Below are 19,004 nucleotides of genomic sequence, written 5' to 3'. Positions count from 1 at the left end.
CTAGCGCTCGCGGCTGTCCCGCCGCAGAAGACCGACGATGAGGCACAGGAGACCCACCATGAGCGGGACCAGGGTGAAAAGCGTGTGCGTCCCGCCGAGGTAGCTCATGATGAAGATGTAGATGAACGTACCGCCGACGAGGATCCAGCCGAGCACGAGCAGAGCGCGTCCCCTGTTGGGCGGCGGCAGCGGCGGGAGCCACGACGGCGGCCGGTCAGTCCAGCTCATCTCCCCAGTGTAGGTCGCGCTCGGTCGGCCACAGTGGTGGGCACCGTGCTGAGCGTGACGGCGCGTTGTAGGATCCACGAAAGCACCGCGCACGAAGAAGCGCCCCGCCGGATACCGGCGAGGCGCTTCATGGTGGTGGAGATGGCGGGAATTGAACCCGCGTCCGATGCAGTGTAGTCAGGGCTTCTCCGGGCGCAGTTTGCGTCGGTTTTTCTCGGCTCCAGCCATCGTGCAAACTAGTGGCTGCCAAGCCCAGTTGTATAAAAGTCCCCCCGGTCCCTACAACGAGGACCGGGAGCAGTGGCCCTCTAAATGACGCCAGTATCCGGGGCGAGAGCAAACCCGGGCTGACGGACTAGCTAGGCTGCTTAGGCAGCGAGAGCGAAGTCAGTGCGCTTTTGTTCGGCACTTATTGTTTTACAGAGAGCGTTTACGAGATAACCCTGTATCCTCGGCCCGCTTCACCTGTCGCGACTAACATCGTCGAAACCTGTCATCCCCATGTTCAGTTATCAAGCGATACCTGCGTCCAACGTCCCACGGCCGTTCGACTGAATCAGTCTACCCCACCGAGCCGCGGTGCGAGCAGGCGCTTCGCTCCCGGAGAACGCCGGCACCTACCGCCCGAGGGTGAGTCCCAGGATGACGATCGGTGCCTGCCACAGACGGACGACGACGAAGGCCAGCGTCACGAACGCGATGCCGAGCGCAGCCAGTGCTGTGGTGGCGGCCTGCTTCCGGCGAAAGCTCCACCAGAAGATGGAGGCGTTCAGCAGGATCAGGATCGGCGAGATCCACACCAGGACCTGCGCGAAGAAGACGTAGACGAGGAAGACGAAGGGAATCAGGGACAGGATGCCGACCGGCACCACGATCATGAGGAGGATCAGGTCGACGAGCGCTCCTACCGTCACCCACCAGGGGCGCCGGTAGGTCAGTTCGGACGGCTCGGGCTCCTCGTCCTCCTGGGCTTCCCAGAAGACATCACTCACGCGCCGAGATTCTTCTCGCGCATTGCGCGGAGTGCCTCGCGGTTGTCCTGCTTCTCGCGCAGGGTCTGCCGCTTGTCGTAGTCGCGCTTGCCCCGTGCCACCGCGATCTCCACCTTCGCCCTGCCGTTCAGGAAGTACAGCTGAAGGGGTACGAGGGTGAAACCCGACTCGCGGATCTTCTGCGAAATCTTCGTCAGTTCTTCACGGTGCAGCAGCAATTTCCGTCGTCGCCGGGCCGCGTGATTGGTCCAGCTGCCCTGTGAGTACTCGGAGATGTGAATGCCTTCGAGCCACAGCTCATCGCCATAGAAAATTGCGTAACCGTCCAGGAGCGAAGCCCGTCCAGCCCGCAAGGACTTGACCTCGGTGCCCATCAGCGCAAGGCCGGCCTCATAGGTATCGAGGACGGCGTAGTCGTGGAAGGCCTTCCGATTGGTGGCCACCACTTTCCGGCCACTTTCCTTCGGCACGGCATAACTCCTTCGAAGATGCTGCAGCGGACGACGGCCCGCGGGAAGACAGTGTCTTCCATCCTACGACCTAGAACAAGCCGATCGGGTCCACGAGCGTGCCGTTCAGCATCGTCTCGAAGTGGAGGTGGCAGCCCGTGGAATTACCGGTGGTGCCCGTGTAGCCGATCAGTTGCCCGGCACTCACGCGCTGGCCCGCCGAAACGAGGTAGCTCGTCAGGTGGTAGAAATTCGTCGCGAGGGCGTTGCCGCCCATGACACCGTGGCTGATGACGATCCGGTTGCCGGCGCCCGGCAGGACGTTCGAGTCTGCGTACCAGACCTCACCCGCGGCCGGCGCGTAGAGCGGCGTACCGCAACCCACGCCGTAGTCGATCCCGGTGTGGGTGTACCCGCCGGAACCGTTGAAATCGATGGTTCCCACCGGCGTCGGACGCCAGCCGAAGCCGGAGCTGATCTGGCCGCTCACCGGTGCGTTCAGGCGGAACGCGCTGGGAGTAGAAGGCGCCGGCGCGGGAGGAGCCACGATCTGCGGAACGACGGGCGCGACGGGCGCCGCGACCTGTGGCTGCACGGGTGCCGGCGCGGGCCTGTTGGCGGCCTCGGCCTCCGCTGCCCGTCGTGCACTCTCCGCCGCGGCCGCCGCGTCGGCTGCGGCCTGGGCTTCAGCCTGAAGACGCGCCTGCTCCACCGCTGCTGCAGCTTCCGCTTCGGCGCGCAATCGCTCCTGCTCAGCCTTGACTCGCGCCTCTTCGGCCTTGCGTGCTTCCTCGATCTGGCGACGCTGGCGTTCGGCGATGTCGGCATTGACCTGTTGCTGCGCCTGCTCGACACTGGCCAGCTTCGCCTCGATGACCGGCTTCTGCTCCTGCAGCTTCGCTGACAGGGCCGAGGTATCGGCAACGAGTTTGTCGACCTTGGCCTTCTCCCCAGCCGCTGCGTCCCTGGCGGCCTGCTCGGCGTCGAGGGCGGCGTCGGCCTTGTCCTTGAGCTTGGTGATCTCCGCCTCGACCGCCAGCAGCCTGGCCCGGCTGTTCTCGTTGGTCGCGTTCTGCTCGGACAGGCGCTCCATGGCGGCATTCTGGCCGCGTAGCGCCTGATCCACCATATCCATGGACTCGGTGAAATCCTCGACACCCTCTGCTCCCAGCAGAAGCGAGACGTTGGTGGGAACCCCACCATTCTTGTACGCCTCCGTCGCGATCTGGCCGATGACCTCCCGGGTCTCGTCCATCTCCTGGCGATCAGCCCGCAGTTCCTCGGTGATCTTGTTCTTGGTTTCCTGCGCCAGATCCACGCGGACGGCCAGCGCTCCCACCTCGCCGGTCGCCGCCTCTACCCTGCCCTGCGCATCGGCGAGGGACTGCTGCGCGGCGGGCAGTTGACCCTGGTAGTTCTTCAGCGTCCCGATGGTCTCGGCGATGTCGGCGTCGAGGTACTCCATCGACTGCTGGACCTCGGTGATCTCGTTCTGCAACGAACCCTTCCGGTCGTCGAGTTCATCGGCGACGACGGGAGTGCTGAACCCAAGGGCGAGCGCGACGACGAGGGCGATCGAACTGCCCGCCGTGGCGCGGACGACGAAAACGGAACTATTCTGCCGGGCCCACCAGGTTCCTGATGAGCGCACGTGTCCCCTGGCGTTGAGCAGCATGATGCTAGACCTTTACGTATCGTCGAAGAGTGAGCAGGGATGAGAGTCCTGCGAGGATGGCCCCGAGCAGTATGAGAGCGGGCACCAGGATAAGAACCTGTTGGGAGGAGATGAACGCCGTCTGAGGGAAGGTGTTCACCAGCCAACCATCGATGAGGAATCGGGACGCGCCGTAGAGCGTCGCGGATGCGAGCACTGCCCCGATGACCGCCGCGATGACGCCCTCCAGGACGAAGGGCAGCTGGATGACGGCCTTGGAGGCTCCGACGAGACGCATGATGCCGGTCTCGCGCCGGCGGCTGAAGGCGGAGAGTCGGATGGTCGTCGCGATGAGCAGGATTGCGCAGAACGTCATGATGCCCGCGATTCCGAGCGCGACGACGGAAGCCCAGTTCATGTAGCGGAAGATCGCCTCGAGGAAGTCCCGCTGGTCGCTCACGGCGTCGACCCCTGGCTCGGACGAGAAAGCCTCGTTGATGACCTCGTACTTCTCCGCGTCCACCAGGCTGACGCGGAACGACTCGGGAAGCTGGTCCGCAGTGACGGAATCAACGATCGGCGAATTGGCGAACTGGTCGCGGAAGTGGCCGAGCGCCTCGTCCTGCGACTCGTAGGACACCGTGTCGACATACGGTGCGAACTGGTCCGATTCGAGCTTCGCCTGGATAGCCGCTCGCTGATCCTCCGAAACGGGTCCCGTGGCGCAGCTGGTCTCCGACGAGTTATCCACGCAGAGGTAGATGGTGACCTGGACGCGGTCGTACCAGTAGCCCTTCATCTGATTGATCTGCAGCTGGAACAGTCCGGCGGCACCCACGAACGTCAGGGAGATGAAGGTTACGAGAATCACGGACGTGACCATGGACAGGTTGCGGCGGATGCCCGAACCGATCTCGGACAGGATGAAAGCGAGCCTCACTCGACCACGGCTCCGGTCTCGCCGATGTAGATACCCTGCGCATCGTCGCGGACGACAGCTCCGCTGCGCAGCTCGACCACGCGCTTTCGCATGGTGTTCACGATGTCGTCGTCGTGTGTCGCCATGACAACCGTGGTGCCGTTCTGGTTGACCCTGTCGAGGACCTTCATGATGCCCATCGAGGTGGTCGGGTCGAGGTTGCCGGTGGGCTCGTCGGCGAGGAGGATACCGGGGCGGTTGACGATGGCACGGGCGATCGCCACACGCTGCTGCTCACCGCCGGAGAGCTCATGGGGCATCCGGTTGTTCTTGCCCTCCAGGCCCACAGTGGCGAGGACGTCGGGCACGGTCTCCCGGATGACGGCGCGGCTTCTGCCGATGACCTGCATGGCGAAGGCGACGTTCGAGAAGACCGTCTTGTTCGGGAGCAGGCGGAAATCCTGGAAGACCACGCCGATCCCGCGCCGGAGGCGGGGTACACGCCAGCTCGGAATGTTGGCTACATTCTGTCCGGCCACGTACACGGCGCCCTTCGAAGCCTGGTCCTCCTTGAGTACCAGGCGGATGAAGGTCGATTTACCGGAGCCGGAAGCACCGACCAGGAAGACGAACTCACCGCGGTCGACGTCGAGCGAGACGCCGTCGAGCGCGGGTTGGGACTTCTGGTCGTAGGTCTTCGTGACGCTGTCGAATCTGATCATGATCACTCTGCGCCCGTGGTGTCCGCCGGGCACGGGCATTTGTTGGGGGAAGGAAGCACCGGCTCCTCGACTATAACGACATATCTCGGGGTGCCTACTACCGCACCGGCGTTTCGTGCGCAAGTACTGCGAAAACAAACAGGTGTTTTCGCGGCAAAGGTGAGTACCGCTACGCGGCGTCGTTACGGTTGTTCGTGCGCCAGCGGATGCCCGCGTCGATGAAGTCGTCGATCTCGCCGTCGAACACCGAGGAGGTGTTCCCCACCTCGTGATTAGTGCGCAGATCCTTGACCATCTGGTACGGGTTCAGGACGTAGGAGCGCATCTGGTCTCCCCACGAGGCCTTGACGTCTCCCGCGAAGGCCTTCTTCTCCGCGTCCTCCTCCTGCTTCTTCAGGAGGAGGAGCCTGGACTGAAGAACGCGCATGGCGGCCGCGCGGTTCTGGATCTGCGACTTCTCGTTCTGCATGGACACGACGGTGCCGGTGGGTAGGTGGGTGAGACGTACCGCCGAGTCCGTGGTGTTCACGGACTGCCCTCCGGGACCGGATGAACGGAAGACGTCGACGCGTATCTCGTTGTCCGGCACTTCGATGACATCGGTCTGCTCGATGAGCGGGATGACCTCGACGGCGGCGAAGGACGTCTGGCGACGGCCCTGGTTGTCGAAGGGGCTGATGCGGACCAGCCGGTGGGTGCCGGCCTCGACGGACAGGGTCCCGAAAGCGTAGGGCGCCTTCACCTCGAAGGTCGCGGACTTGAGGCCCGCCTCCTCTGCGTAGGAGGTGTCGAGAACCTGCGTCGGGTAGCCGTGGCGCTCGGCCCAACGCAGGTACATGCGCAGGAGCATCTCGGCGAAATCGGCCGCGTCCACTCCCCCGGCGCCCGATCTGATGGTGACGACGGCTTCACGCTCGTCCCACTCCCCAGCCAGCAGCGTCACGATCTCGAGGTTGTCCAGGGACTTGCTGAGGGAAATGAGTTCCTTCTCGGCTTCGGCGAGGGTGTCCTCATCGCTCTCATCCTGCGCGAGTTCCACCAGGACCTCGAGGTCATCGATACGACTCTCGAGGGTTTCGAGCCGTTCGAGGGCGGATTGCCGGTGGGACAGCTTGGACGTGACCTTCTGCGCAGCCGAAGGGTCGTCCCAGAGGTTGGGGGCACCGGCTTCCTCGCTCAGTTCCTCGATGTCCTTGCGGATCCCCCCGACGTCGGAGACCTGCTCGATGGACTGGTACTTGGCGCGCAGGGCTCGGATTGCAGCGGGAAAATCAGTGGTTGCCATGGTCATTCCAGCCTACGTCATCGCCCTTGGGTGGCTGGGGACTACGCCATCGGTACCGATCGGGAGCCGGCACGGGGTTCGTGCACCAGGTAGCGCCTCAGCCTTGATGCGGCATACGCAAGGACAGCTGCGTACAGCAGAGTCAATAGTTGCCAACTAAGCACAGGTTGCCATTCGGCGCTGAACATCTCAGTCCAGTTGACTGTGCCGTCCAGTCCCACGGTGTAGCGACGCAGGGTGAAGATGAAGGCGTATACGTGGGTGAGGACGAGGACCGTGAGGACCCACGACGCTACAGCGGCGGAGCGCTTCCCGCTGGGGAAGGGTGTTTTCTCAACTGCAACCCCGCCATACAGTAGAGCGAGCACGACGAGCGCGAGGACGTACCGCCCCTGCCATATATAGCCGAGTTCTGTGATCACCTGGGCCTGCAAGAGGGCTGGAAGAAGAACGATGCTGGCAAGAAGCCCGAGCATGCCCACCCGCGCCCAGCCCTTGGTGAGCGCCACGCCGGCAAACAGAACTGCAGCCAGGCAGAAGTGCCAGAAGAAGTAGACACCGTCAGGGAGAACCGTGTCCATCCAACCCAGTACCCCGATGTACTCACGCGTCAATGAGAAAGCGCGCTCGATCATCGTCAGGAACGCTTGCTCCGGAGTCACCGCCGAGCCATTCCCCGTGAGGCTGTCGAGGCTGTCGGCATAGAACAGCCATGCCAGACTGGCCGCACTCGCGCTCAGAAGGATTGCGCTGCATACGAGTCCTGCCGGCGTGCGGAGAATGGTCATCACCGCGCGTCTGCGATAAATCAAAACGACGCCGAGTATTGCAGCCACAAGCCACACGAGGGACAACGCTCGCGTGTTCGCCAGCACAGCGCCCGACACGGCCGCGGCCAACAGATGCATGCCGTAGGGGGCACCTGGACGCTCCCGCCTCTCTATGCCAGCGGCGAGATTCGTGAAGAGGGCTGCTGTGGTCACAATCTCCAGTGCGTTCGGGTTGATCGAAGCGCTGAGGAACAACACCATCGGAGTCAGCGCGACCACTCCAGTTACCACGACCCACCTCGCGCTGGCCAACCTAGCAGCAGCCCAAAAGGTAAGCGTCAGAAAAGTTGCGCACAGCGCAGCGCTCAGCAGTCTCATCGCATAGACCACGGCATCACCATCCATCAGCAGGGTCGGGAGGCCAGCGACGTAGTAGTACATCGGGTTGTAATTTCCCGCGCTCGTGGTTGCAATGGTCGGTTCTGCCGAAGCCTCGCCTACCCCGTTGGCACAGTCGGCAGTGATCGTCGGCTGGAACCGGAAGCAGGTCTTCTCCGGGAGTTGCGCGATGTAGCCCGGAACGAGCACACTGCTTTGCGCCCCCTGTCCCTCTCCCTGATCACCGAGAGGTTGTCCTCGTACCACTGCCGCGGCCTTGATAGCGTGAGCCGTCTCGTCTGGTGAGGCCATGAGCGGAGTAGCAAACGCCCACATAGCGATTAACGCGAACAGTGTGGCGAATATAGCAAGAGGGGTCGAAGAGGCACGCCATCCCCCCCGCTTGTCCTGCTCCTCCATGAGGCGTTGCCTGTGGGATAGCCTCATTACTTCGCCCGGTGCATTTATCGCGTCCACAAGGTCCAAAGCTATCTCAGGTTGGAGGAGCTCGAGCGCGGACTGACAGCGACACGGATCTGCGGTGGCGGCCGGCCCCACTGGACAGAGAGACCCCGCTACCGAACAAGCTCCGCGCGGGCATCCGCCCGGGCGACAATCGGGATCCCCGCAGGCACGAGAAAGTTGACGATGGGTGGGCGCACGACGGCGGTGAGCACCACGCGGGCCGTCCGTCCGTCGGGGGCTCCTGTCTCCGGATCAATCCCGAAGCGCGTGAAGCGCGCCTCGGCGCCGGTCGCGGCGAGGTAACCTGCAGCCGCGTCCTCGACACTGGCGTCCTGCAGCGACGGGAGCGTCGACGTCGTCTCCTCGCCGCCGCTCCCGACAGCGATGCTGTAGCTGTCAGCGGCCGCGAGCGCAGCGCCGTCGGCGGCCGAAAGCAGTTTCTTGTGCTCTATGTAAACGGACGATACGGCTAGCACGACGCTGACGACGAGCAGGGAGACAAGGAGGTAGCCGATGACCAGGATTCCCACCTGCCCATCCTCCGGACCGCCGGCCGCTCCGGCACGTGCGCGAGAGCTACACCGGATCAGCACCCTGCCGCGAGTTCCCGCCATGACCGTCAGCCGAACCGTTCGACGATTTGGGTGGCCGTGGCGTCCACCGTCACCGCCGATGGGTGGGACCCAGCGATGGAGGGAACCAGCGGGAAGGGAACGTCCAAGCGCACGACGATAGTCACGCTCGAGCCCGGCTCAAGGCATTGTGCGCTGCAGACAATGTCCATCGCGGCCTGCTCCTCCGCGAATCCGAAGTCGCCGAGCGCTATCCGCACGGCTTCGCGCGCCCGGGCGTCGGCCTCCTGCGGTGTCGGCGCGTCCACGTACACCTTCGCAGCCTGGTCGACCGCCCCCACGACGGCAAAGGAGCCGCCCTGCAGTTGCCCGATGGTCAGCACGAGGTAGACGACGGGCACAAGGAGGAGAACGCCCAGGAAAACGAACTCCACGACAGCACTCCCGCGCTCGTCCCTCAACGCACACAGGGTCGGCCTGCGCCGCGTCGCTGCACGGCCCGAGCATCCTCCGTTGCGCCCGGACGGGCCTCGAGCGGCGGGCGCATCATGACGGGAGGGCAGCATGGCCGCGCACCTCCATGACACCGGCAGGACCGATGAGGCCGATCACGGGCAGGGGCGCGCGAACGACCACCTCCAGTGTCCTGACGCCTCCCTGCGTGCTCTCACCGACAGAGATGTCTGAACCGTAGGAATCGGCCAGCGAGCCGCTGATCAATTCCTCTGCACGTCCTACGGCGTCCTGCGGATTGCGGTCCGCGAGGGTGCCGTAGCGAGCTCCAGAGGAAGCGGCATCGATCAGCGTGTTCCGTACGTGGAGCACGAGCGTGAGCTGGATGATTGCGATGAAGATGACCGTCAGGAGGCCGCCGATCAGGGCGAAGTCCACAACAGCAGCACCCCGTTGCAGGTCCGAGCGGTTCCCACGTGCACGGAACCTCCGCGGGACCGGCAACATCTAGGGCGAGACCTGGTCGATCGCCTGGTTGAACAGGCCTTCCAGGGCGGGCCCCGCGATTGCGAGCAGTGCGGCGACGAGGACGGCTGACATGAGCGTGATCATCACCCACCCAGGAACGTCACCGCGTTCCCGATCTCCGGATGGTCGCAGCAGAGCTGCAGCGGTTGCTGATAGCAGCAGGGCGAGTCGCTGGGCGCTGATCAGGATTTTCATGGAGTTCCCCCTTGTAATGATGCGTTGAGTGATGATCGAACGTTCACAGGCCGAGGTTGATCAGCGCGATGCCCGGATAGACGGCAAAGAGAACGGTCAGCGGGAGCACGCCGAAAACCAAGGGCACCATCATCGCGATCTCCTTCTTGCCTGCCGACTCCATCAATTCGCGCTTCGCGAGATCTCGGACATCCTGTGCCTGAGCCCGCAGCACGTCTGCGAGCGGAGTGCCGCGCTGCACGGCGACGGTGATCCCATCGACGAATCGCGCAAGCGGGGCCAGTCTGGTCCGGCTCGAGAGATCCTGAAGGGCGTCCACGAGTGGCCTACCCGCCCTGGTCGAAGCCAGCACGAGGGCGAACTCACCGGCGAGCTCTCCCTTCGCGGTCCGACAGATGCGCTCGAGTGCGCCCGTCGTACTCTCTCCTGCAGAGACAGCCAGGGCCATGAGTTCAGCGAGGCTTGGAAACTCGGCAAGCATGCGCGCCTCACGTCGCTTGATATTCGACGACAGGACGTAGTCCCTCCCAACGAATCCCATCACAGCGCTCCCTAGGACGATCACGACGGCCAGTGGCAAGCTGGCTGATCCTGATGCTGCCAGGACCACCATGACCAGTGTCGAAGCGCCGAGCCCGCCGGACGCCCAGAGGAGTTGCTGCGCCCTGAAGTCCGTCGGTGACTGACCACGGCCTGCCTGGTCGAGTCTGCGCGTGAGCGTCGCGGTCGCAGGATTGAAGCGCTGCGACCAGGAGACAGTGTCCGCGAGAAGCGGGCGGACGATGCGCTCCAGTGGGCCGAAGGGAGTCACGTTCGCCGCCGTGTCCGCCAGAAGCCTGGACTGGACGTTGGCCGCGAGCAACTGCGGCGCGATGCGCTGCGTCAGGGTCATGGGCCGCATCGAGGGGAGCCGCACGAGCACCAACCACAGGCCCACACCGAGCAGGAGTCCGCACAGGGCGGCCAGTGCGACAACCGAGGTCATCGGAGAACCCTCTCGTCTTCCGGCAACGCTCCGACGCGCAGCATGATGCGGTAGCAGACGACAGATACCACCAGACCTCCGAGGAGGACTGCCGCCCCACCGGCGGAATTGTAGGCACGGACGGCTTCCGGCCGAGTAGCAAGAAGCATCAGCACCAACCAGGGTGCAGCCACGGCCAGCCTGGCAGCGTTCACCGTCCAGGACTGTCGCGCCTCCAGCTCACTCCGCGTGCGGGCAGCATCGCGCAGGAAGTCGGACAGGGTTCCGAGCAGTCGGCCGAGATCAGAACCACCGACCTCTCTCGTCATGCGGAGTGCCTCCACGATCCGGTCTGCTACAGGATCTGAAAGACGTTCCTTGAGCCGGTTCAGCGCGTCCTCGAACCGGCCGCCCGCCCGGTAGTCGGAGGTGAAGGTACGAAAGGCAGGCCGCAACTCGAGCGGCCCTTTCTCTCCGAGCTGGATAAGCGCCTCCGGCAAGGACAGACCAGCCCTGATGGCGGACCGCAGGTGGTCCACCACATCGGGCCAGAGTTCGCGAAGTGAAGCTGTCCGCTTGGCCGCACGCCATCGGACGATCGTGAGCGGAAGGAATCCACCAAAAAGCGCGAAACACACCGAGATCGGCGCGGAACCGGTCAGGACGAGACCAAGCAGGAGCACGAACACGCCGACTCCCGAGCACGAAGCGAGCAAACCGTTTGACGACACCCGCTCTACGCCCGCCCGGAGGAGAAGGTCATCAAATGGCCTTCGCCGTGCAACGGTGGCTCGCTTCCGCTCGGGCCGTTCCCAGAAGGACCACCAAATGAGGAACAGCCCGGCACCCAGAGCCACGCCGAGCGCCGTGGTCACGCGCGGGCCCCGAGCAACGATGCGACGTCGACACCCGCCGCGGCGAACTTCTCCTCAGCCGGCATACCGGTCGCCGTGAGTTGAAGGACGCCGTCGATGCGCTTGAACACCGAGGAGGATTCGATGACACCGTTCTCGACCCGACGGCCCAGGGCCATGATCTCCATGACCCGGCGTTGGCCGCCCGGTAGACGTGCACAGTGCACCACGAGGTCGATGCAGGACGCGACGGTCGGAAGAACAAAACTGCTCGAAATGTTCTCTCCGGCGAGAAGCGGCAGGGTGCAAATCTTCGTAATCGCATCGTGGGCACTATTGGCATGCACGCTGCACATGCCCGGCAGCCCACTGTTGAGCGCAATCAGCATGTCCAGGCTCTCCGCCTCCCGAACCTCACCGACAATGAGGCGGTCCGGGCGCATGCGGAGTGCTTCCTTGACCAGACGGCGGAGGGGGATCGCACCGTGACCCTCGAGGTTAGGCTGCCGGCACTGCAGGCCCACCACATCACGCAGCGGGAGTTGTAGCTCGAAGATCTCCTCGACGGTGATGACCCTCTCGCGAGGTCCTATGGACGCGCCGAGACAATTCAGCATCGTCGTCTTGCCGGCCTGAGTGGCGCCGGACACCAGAATGTTGAGGCCGCTCGCGACCGCAGCCCCGAGGAATCGTGCAGCCTGCGGCGACAGGGTGCCCAGGTCGACGAGATGTTCCAGCCTCGACGCTCGAGCGATGAACTTCCTGATGTTGACCGACCAGTGCTTTCGCGTCACATCGGGGATCACGACGTGCAGCCTCGATCCGTCGGGCAAGGAGGCATCGACGAAGGGGCTGGACAGATCGAGGCGCCGCCCGGAGGACTTCAGCATCTTCTCCACCAGGTCCCGTACCTGCTGATCCGTGAGCGAGAGGGCGGTGAGTTCGGACTCACCATCGCAGGCGATGTACACCTCGTTGGGGGCATTGATCCAAATCTCCTCCACGGTCGGATCATCGAGGAGCGGTTGCAACGCCCCGAAGCCGGCAACAGCGTCGTAGACCTGTTTGCGGGCGACATCGAGTCGGCCGAGCGGGGGAAGCACACCGAGCACCGAGCGATCCTCGTAGTCGGCGACCGCGTCGTTCACTAGGAGCTGGATCTCCGACACCTGCCGGGCAGGGTCGAGGCCGCGCCTTCGGATGAGTTCGCGCACCTCGCCTTCGATCAAGCGCACACCGTCCATGACCATCCCCCATATGCCGGCATATAGCTGCCGGTGCTCTGGCAGAGCCGTCGAAGCTCGTACCGCCCCTCACCCTACTGACGGCAGCGCAGCGCGACTAGACGCGAATGCTTGTGTGCGTAAGTCGTTTGAGCACACTTCAAGCCTCGTGTTCGGTCGACACGCCGCTCGAGGTGCCGGAAAACACGCAGGTTTTACCTAAGATTCTGCTTTCACTTCAGAAACCCCAGTCACATCAGTAACAGGACTGTAGTCTCCACGGGATTTCATTTAGCTGGCTAACGCCCGGATTCTGCTGGAGAAACCCGTGACCTTGCCCTCCCCCGCCCGCCTGCTGTGCGCCGCTGTACTGTCCCTCGGTCTCGCGGGCAGTGCCATTCCCGCTCTGGCCCTCGACGCCGCACCCTCAGTGCCTGCCGCTCCGACGATCCCGCCCACTCCGGCACCTGCCGATCCAACGATCCCGCCCACTTCGCCGTCTGCCGAAGAGCGTGCTACCGGTGAACCCGTCGCCCCGACCGCGACCCTCACCCCCAGCGCACCCTTGTTGTCCCCGCAACTCCCTGGGACGCCCTCTTCGGGAAGCGAGGGCATCGACGCCAGCACGTCGGCTTCGCCTGATACCGTCCCCTACGATCAACTCATCGCCAGCCCGGCCAAACAATCCGAGCTCGCGGGTCCGCTCGGTGCCAGCCTCGGTCAGGGACTTGAGCGGATCGTCGAGAATGATGACCCACAGGTGCCGACCGATGAGGAGAACGCGCTCCTCGCCCTGATCGTCGAGGGCAAGAGTATCGACGAAGCCACGGATCGTATCAGCGCTGAAGACGAAGGTGGAACCAACTCCGCTTCGGCAGCGCGCGAATTACCGGGACAGGTGTCGCCTGCCCCTTTCGCCGCGGCGACCAACTACTGGAAGCCGTCCGGCGTCCTCGGAGTCGACGTCAGCAGCCACCAGGGCACTGTGGACTGGGCAGGGGCATGGTCCTACGGATCGCGATTTGCCTATGTAAAGGCAACTGAAGGGACCTACTACAAGAACGAGTTTTTCGGCGGCCAGTACGGCGGTGCTGACAACCAAGGGATGCTGCGCGGTGCATACCACTTCGCCACGCCGAACACGACAAGTGGCTCTGAACAGGCTCGCTTCTTCGTCGCCAACGGAGGTGGCTGGAGCGCTGATGGCAAGACACTGCCGCCCCTGCTGGACATCGAGTACAACCCTTATACGTCGCTCGGCAACGTCTGCTACAACATGAGCCCGACGCAGATGGTCAACTGGATCCGGGACTTCTCCAACACCATGCGCACGCTGACCGGGCGCCTGCCGATGATCTATTCCACCGCGGATTGGTGGAATACGTGCACCGGCCGATCGACGGCTTTTAGCGACCACCCGCTGCATATCGCCAGCTACAGCAACTACGGACCGGGCACCCTCGCCGCCGGATGGAACTCCTACGCCCTCTGGCAGTACACGAGCGAAGGCCCTGTCGTCGGCGATTGGAACCAGTGGCCCGGGGACCTCAACGGGCTCCGGACCTTCGCTACCGGTTCAGAAAGAGCCCCTGCGGTGGTGGTGCCGGTGGATAAGTCGTTGAAGGTCTTCAGTCCCGGTGATTTCAATGGTGATGGGCGTGCGGATATGGTCACGCGTCGGACCGATGGGACCTTGTGGCTGCATCCTGGGTTCGGAAACGGCTCCTTCGGTGCTGCTGTGAAGATCGGTAGCGGCTTCGAGGTTTACAACCAATTCATCGGTATCGGCGATTACGACGGCGATCGTCGCAACGACTTCCTCGCTCGCAATGTCGACGGCAGCCTGTGGCGCTATTCCGGAACAGGAACGATCTCCTCAACCAATGAGGGCTATCGCATGGCCGTGAAAATCGGCGACGGCGGTTGGGACGGCTTCAACACGATCATCGGCGCCGGCGACGCTGACGGAAACGGACGCCCGGACCTCCTGGCTCGCAAGCCCGACGGCAGTCTATGGCTCTACTCCGGCCCAGGCGACGGCACCCACGGCTACGCCCGCCAAGTGGGCTCCGGAAGCAGCAACTCGCTGGAACTAAGTGCGGTCGGCGACTTCAACGGCGACGGCCCCGTGGACCTGATGTCCAGGTCCCCCCAAGGCGAACTTCGGCTCAGGGTCGGCAACGGCTCCGGGGCATTCACCCCCACCGGCTTCACCATCGGCAGCGGCTGGAACATCTACAGCACCGTGATCGGCAACCGGGACTTCAACACGGACGGCCGTTCCGACCTCATGGCCATCCAACCCGACCAAACCCTGCGCTTCTACGCAGGCACCGGAACCGCCTCCGAAGGCTATCTACGCCCCACCCAGACCACCACGTCCTTCTGGCCGTCCAACAGCACCACCACCGCCACCGCGGATCTCAACTCCGACGGACGCCGCGACGTCCTCACCCGCCGCCCCGACGGAACCCTCTGGTTCCACCCCGGCCAGGGACAAGCCTCCTTCACAGCCGCCCGCCGCATCGGGTCCGGTTGGAACATCTACCAGGACATCACCGCAGCTAGCGACTTCAACGCCGACGGACGCAACGACATCCTCGCCCGCACTCCAAACGGAGACCTCTACCTCTACCCCGGCACCGGCACCATCTCCGCCACCAATGAGGGCTACTCCGCACCCCGCAAGATCGGAACGGGCTGGAACGTCTTCACCGATATCACCGGAGGAACCGACCTCACCGGAGACGGCAAACCCGACATACTCGCCCGCCACCAGGACGGATCCCTCTGGCGCTACGACGGCACCGGACGCATCGGTACCGGCAACGAGGGCTACCAGCCCGGCACCATCATCGGACTCAGCGGCTGGGATGCCTTCACCGACATCACACCCATCGGCGACTACGACCGCAACGGCACCACCGACCTTCTCGTCCGCAACCCCAACGGAGACCTCGGCCTCTACCGCGGAAACAACTCCACCTTCCCCACTCAGGAGATCGTAGGCACGGGTTGGAACGTCTACACCAAACTCCTCCCCCTCGGCGACCAGAACGCCGACACACTCTCCGACATCACCACCACCACACCCACCGGCACCACCTGGCTCTACCCCGGCGACGGAATGACCAACGAAGGCTACAACCACGCCCTCACCACCGGCCGCCTCTAACCAACCACCGGAGAAAATGTTGAAAACAACACTCGCTTCTCAAGCATTGGCCGTCGCCGCGCTGTCCTTTGCGCTGCTCGCCTCGTCTACAGGACTCGGCACGACCGCCGTAGCTGCTGAGCAGCAGACCAGTGACCTAGTTAGTACCGTCAGCAAGGTACCGACGAACGACATGGAAGACGACGCAGTAGGCGAGTTGGAGGGTGCGCCGATCGAACCCGGGTACGGGTCGACAGAACCCGCAGTCGCCCCGGAGGGCGGTGCATTTAGTTCCGCCCCGGCCTCACCTTCAGATCGGCAGACGGATACCGCGTCCGAGGAGGCAACCGCGCCGTCGCCGTCGCAGGATGACACTGCGCCCGACCAGCAAGATCTAACCTCGCAGGTTCCTTCGCTCGATTGGAATCCGCTGCTCGAACCGAGACTCAACGCCCGCTACGGGCCCCACATCGAGACGACGAACGGGGAGTCAGCACTCGAGGGATCCTCTGCAGACCGACCGACGACACAAGAGGCGGCGAACAACGGCACTGCAGCCTTCGGCCCCCGTGAGGGCAAGCTCAATGTCAAATTCGTAACGGTGCAGCTGGCGGGGAAGACGGATGCAGATGTATCAGCCATAAATGTCAGCGCAGCTAAAGAGTCCATTTTGGCTTCAGACGCCTATTGGGGTGCCGCGTCGAATGACCGCATCGGCATGTCTATCGGTTCGACAGTTTTAAAACACCAGTCCGCGGCGCGTATCACCGACTCCTACTCGTCGATCATGGCGACGGTAACTCGTGAACTCAACTGGCAGTACCGAACTAATGAAGCTCTCGTCATTTTCGTTCCGCATAAGGATCTGAGCTACGGGGGCAGCTGGGGTATTCTCGGCGGCGGGTTTACCGACGGTCCCATGACAGGCAGGGTAATTATGCCCTACCCCTCCGCGGTAACGAAGAATGTTATGACGCACGAGTTCGGGCACGTGTTTGGACTTCACCACGCAAACTCGCTGAACTGCGACAGTGGTCGCCTCGACGTGGGCCGTTCCGGTGCGTCTTGGACAGATCCTGGCTGCCGCACCTACGAGTACGGAGACACGAGCGACCTCATGGGTTACGCACAATTAAGCACCCCTTCGATCAACTCCATGCTCTGGACTTATGGCGGATTCGGCAATGGCGACGAAGTTCTCGATGCCGGAGTCGTGACCACCGCTCGGTCATTCACATTGAAACCTTGGTCAGGGAATGAGCGGCAGCGCGCCGTGCGGTTCACTGACCCGGTGAGCAAAGAGACGTACTTCCTTGAGCTGCGTCTTCCTATCGGGAACGACGCTGCGACAGCAGTTAACGGTAACCGTGGGGTTAAGATCGTCAAGGAGGATATTCTCGGATGGGATGACAATGCTTCAATCGCGTTGGGCCGCGATAGCTCGTTCCGCGGATACCAAAACGGCACTCTCGCATGGCCTGCGGGTTCTACCTTTACAACCCACACCGGAACCAGGGTGTCCGTAGATTACATCGGATCGGCGATCGCCGGCGTCACTGTTCGACCGGCAGCATCTGCGGTGGTGGTGCCGGTGGATAAGTCGTTGAAGGTCTTCAGTCCCGGTGATTTCAATGGTGATGGGCGTGCGGATATGGTCACGCGTCGGACCGATGGGACCTTGTGGCTGCATCCTGGGTTCGGAAACGGCTCCTTCGGTGCTGCTGTGAAGATCGGTAGCGGCTTCGAGGTTTACAACCAATTCATCGGTATCGGCGATTACGACGGCGATCGTCGCAACGACTTCCTCGCTCGCAATGTCGACGGCAGCCTGTGGCGCTATTCCGGAACAGGAACGATCTCCTCAACCAATGAGGGCTATCGCATGGCCGTGAAAATCGGCGACGGCGGTTGGGACGGCTTCAACACGATCATCGGCGCCGGCGACGCTGACGGAAACGGACGCCCGGACCTCCTGGCTCGCAAGCCCGACGGCAGTCTATGGCTCTACTCCGGCCCAGGCGACGGCACCCACGGCTACGCCCGCCAAGTGGGCTCCGGAAGCAGCAACTCGCTGGAACTAAGTGCGGTCGGCGACTTCAACGGCGACGGCCCCGTGGACCTGATGTCCAGGTCCCCCCAAGGCGAACTTCGGCTCATGGTCGGCAACGGCTCCGGGGCATTCACCCCCACCGGCTTCACCATCGGCAGCGGCTGGAACATCTACAGCACCGTGATCGGCAACCGGGACTTCAACACGGACGGCCGTTCCGACCTCATGGCCATCCAACCCGACCAAACCCTGCGCTTCTACGCAGGCACCGGAACCGCCTCCGAAGGCTATCTACGCCCCACCCAGACCACCACGTCCTTCTGGCCGTCCAACAGCACCACCACCGCCACCGCGGATCTCAACTCCGACGGACGCCGCGACGTCCTCACCCGCCGCCCCGACGGAACCCTCTGGTTCCACCCCGGCCAGGGACAAGCCTCCTTCACAGCCGCCCGCCGCATCGGGTCCGGTTGGAACATCTACCAGGACATCACCGCAGCTAGCGACTTCAACGCCGACGGACGCAACGACATCCTCGCCCGCACTCCAAACGGAGACCTCTACCTCTACCCCGGCACCGGCACCATCTCCGCCACCAATGAGGGCTACTCCGCACCCCGCAAGATCGGAACGGGCTGGAACGTCTTCACCGATATCACCGGAGGAACCGACCTCACCGGAGACGGCAAACCCGACATACTCGCCCGCCACCAGGACGGATCCCTCTGGCGCTACGACGGCACCGGACGCATCGGTACCGGCAACGAGGGCTACCAGCCCGGCACCATCATCGGACTCAGCGGCTGGGATGCCTTCACCGACATCACACCCATCGGCGACTACGACCGCAACGGCACCACCGACCTTCTCGTCCGCAACCCCAACGGAGACCTCGGCCTCTACCGCGGAAACAACTCCACCTTCCCCACTCAGGAGATCGTAGGCACGGGTTGGAACGTCTACACCAAACTCCTCCCCCTCGGCGACCAGAACGCCGACACACTCTCCGACATCACCACCACCACACCCACCGGCACCACCTGGCTCTACCCCGGCGACGGAATGACCAACGAAGGCTACAACCACGCCCTCACCACCGGCCGCCTCTAACCAACCACCGGAGGTAGAACAGTCCGCGACGAACCCCGG

17 protein-coding genes and 1 other RNA gene are annotated in these 19,004 nt (G+C 63.6%); 2 read left to right on the top strand and 16 right to left on the bottom strand.

What is annotated here, in order from left to right:
• From RCH21_RS01340 to RCH21_RS01265, 16 genes are all read right to left on the bottom strand, one after another.
• Positions 1–228 (bottom strand): hypothetical protein, encoded by a 228-nt coding sequence (locus RCH21_RS01340; RefSeq protein ID WP_147394304.1) that lies wholly within the window; start codon positions 226–228, stop codon positions 1–3.
• Positions 229–361: 133 nt separating this feature from the next.
• Positions 362–729, bottom strand: a transfer-messenger RNA (tmRNA) gene (gene ssrA / locus RCH21_RS01335).
• 116 nt (positions 730–845) lie between these two features.
• Positions 846–1,220 (bottom strand): hypothetical protein, encoded by a 375-nt coding sequence (locus RCH21_RS01330; RefSeq protein ID WP_120148010.1) that lies wholly within the window; start codon positions 1,218–1,220, stop codon positions 846–848.
• Positions 1,217–1,690, bottom strand: coding sequence for an SsrA-binding protein SmpB (gene smpB / locus RCH21_RS01325; protein WP_087027172.1), 474 nt, complete (start codon positions 1,688–1,690; stop codon positions 1,217–1,219). Before smpB ends, RCH21_RS01330 begins: the two co-directional genes overlap by 4 nt.
• Before the next feature lie 70 nt (positions 1,691–1,760).
• On the bottom strand, positions 1,761–3,344 hold the full coding sequence (locus tag RCH21_RS01320) for a M23 family metallopeptidase (RefSeq protein WP_120148011.1): 1,584 nt from the start codon (positions 3,342–3,344) through the stop codon (positions 1,761–1,763).
• Between the two features lie 4 nt (positions 3,345–3,348).
• Positions 3,349–4,263, bottom strand: a complete 915-nt coding sequence (gene ftsX, locus RCH21_RS01315) for a permease-like cell division protein FtsX (protein ID WP_120148012.1) — start codon at positions 4,261–4,263, stop codon at positions 3,349–3,351.
• Positions 4,260–4,964 (bottom strand): cell division ATP-binding protein FtsE, encoded by a 705-nt coding sequence (gene ftsE, locus RCH21_RS01310; protein ID WP_120148065.1) that lies wholly within the window; start codon positions 4,962–4,964, stop codon positions 4,260–4,262. The genes ftsX and ftsE overlap by 4 nt, the downstream gene beginning before the upstream one ends.
• A 169-nt stretch (positions 4,965–5,133) precedes the next feature.
• Complete coding sequence (gene prfB / locus RCH21_RS01305) at positions 5,134–6,249, bottom strand: peptide chain release factor 2 (protein ID WP_120148013.1); 1,116 nt, start codon at positions 6,247–6,249, stop codon at positions 5,134–5,136.
• Positions 6,250–6,290: 41 nt separating this feature from the next.
• The gene (locus RCH21_RS01300; RefSeq protein WP_326962886.1) at positions 6,291–7,817 is read right to left on the bottom strand and encodes a DUF2142 domain-containing protein; all 1,527 of its coding nucleotides are present in this window, start codon (positions 7,815–7,817) and stop codon (positions 6,291–6,293) included.
• A gap of 155 nt (positions 7,818–7,972) precedes the next feature.
• A complete protein-coding gene (locus tag RCH21_RS01295; protein ID WP_120148015.1) occupies positions 7,973–8,392 on the bottom strand; it encodes a pilus assembly protein TadG-related protein in 420 nt (139 codons plus the stop codon).
• An 89-nt stretch (positions 8,393–8,481) separates the two neighbouring features.
• A complete protein-coding gene (locus RCH21_RS01290) occupies positions 8,482–8,868 on the bottom strand; it encodes a hypothetical protein (protein WP_326962885.1) in 387 nt (128 codons plus the stop codon).
• A 112-nt stretch (positions 8,869–8,980) separates the two neighbouring features.
• Positions 8,981–9,394 carry a TadE family protein gene (locus RCH21_RS01285; protein WP_326962884.1) on the bottom strand — a complete coding sequence of 138 codons (414 nt, stop codon included), beginning with the start codon at positions 9,392–9,394 and terminating at the stop codon, positions 8,981–8,983.
• A complete protein-coding gene (locus tag RCH21_RS01280) occupies positions 9,395–9,610 on the bottom strand; it encodes a hypothetical protein (protein WP_120148017.1) in 216 nt (71 codons plus the stop codon). It abuts the gene before it with no gap.
• A gap of 43 nt (positions 9,611–9,653) precedes the next feature.
• On the bottom strand, positions 9,654–10,595 hold the full coding sequence (locus RCH21_RS01275) for a type II secretion system F family protein (RefSeq protein WP_326962883.1): 942 nt from the start codon (positions 10,593–10,595) through the stop codon (positions 9,654–9,656).
• Positions 10,592–11,449: a type II secretion system F family protein gene (locus tag RCH21_RS01270; RefSeq protein ID WP_326962882.1), complete on the bottom strand. Its 858-nt coding sequence runs from the start codon at positions 11,447–11,449 to the stop codon at positions 10,592–10,594. Before RCH21_RS01270 ends, RCH21_RS01275 begins: the two co-directional genes overlap by 4 nt.
• Positions 11,446–12,672 carry a CpaF family protein gene (locus RCH21_RS01265; RefSeq protein WP_326962881.1) on the bottom strand — a complete coding sequence of 409 codons (1,227 nt, stop codon included), beginning with the start codon at positions 12,670–12,672 and terminating at the stop codon, positions 11,446–11,448. Before RCH21_RS01265 ends, RCH21_RS01270 begins: the two co-directional genes overlap by 4 nt.
• A 307-nt stretch (positions 12,673–12,979) precedes the next feature.
• Between RCH21_RS01265 and RCH21_RS01260 the strand changes: the two genes are divergently transcribed.
• Together RCH21_RS01260 and RCH21_RS01255 are read left to right on the top strand one after the other, a co-directional pair.
• The gene (locus RCH21_RS01260; protein WP_326962880.1) at positions 12,980–15,826 is read left to right on the top strand and encodes a GH25 family lysozyme; all 2,847 of its coding nucleotides are present in this window, start codon (positions 12,980–12,982) and stop codon (positions 15,824–15,826) included.
• A 1,495-nt stretch (positions 15,827–17,321) separates the two neighbouring features.
• The gene (locus RCH21_RS01255; RefSeq protein WP_326962879.1) at positions 17,322–18,965 is read left to right on the top strand and encodes an FG-GAP-like repeat-containing protein; all 1,644 of its coding nucleotides are present in this window, start codon (positions 17,322–17,324) and stop codon (positions 18,963–18,965) included.
• Positions 18,966–19,004 lie beyond the last annotated feature (39 nt).

The organism is Arthrobacter sp. PL16 (assembly GCF_035985055.1).
GTDB lineage: Bacteria > Actinomycetota > Actinomycetes > Actinomycetales > Micrococcaceae > Arthrobacter_D > Arthrobacter_D cheniae.
Note: the sequence above shows the minus strand (reverse complement) of the source record. Positions and strands in the feature narration are given on the sequence as shown.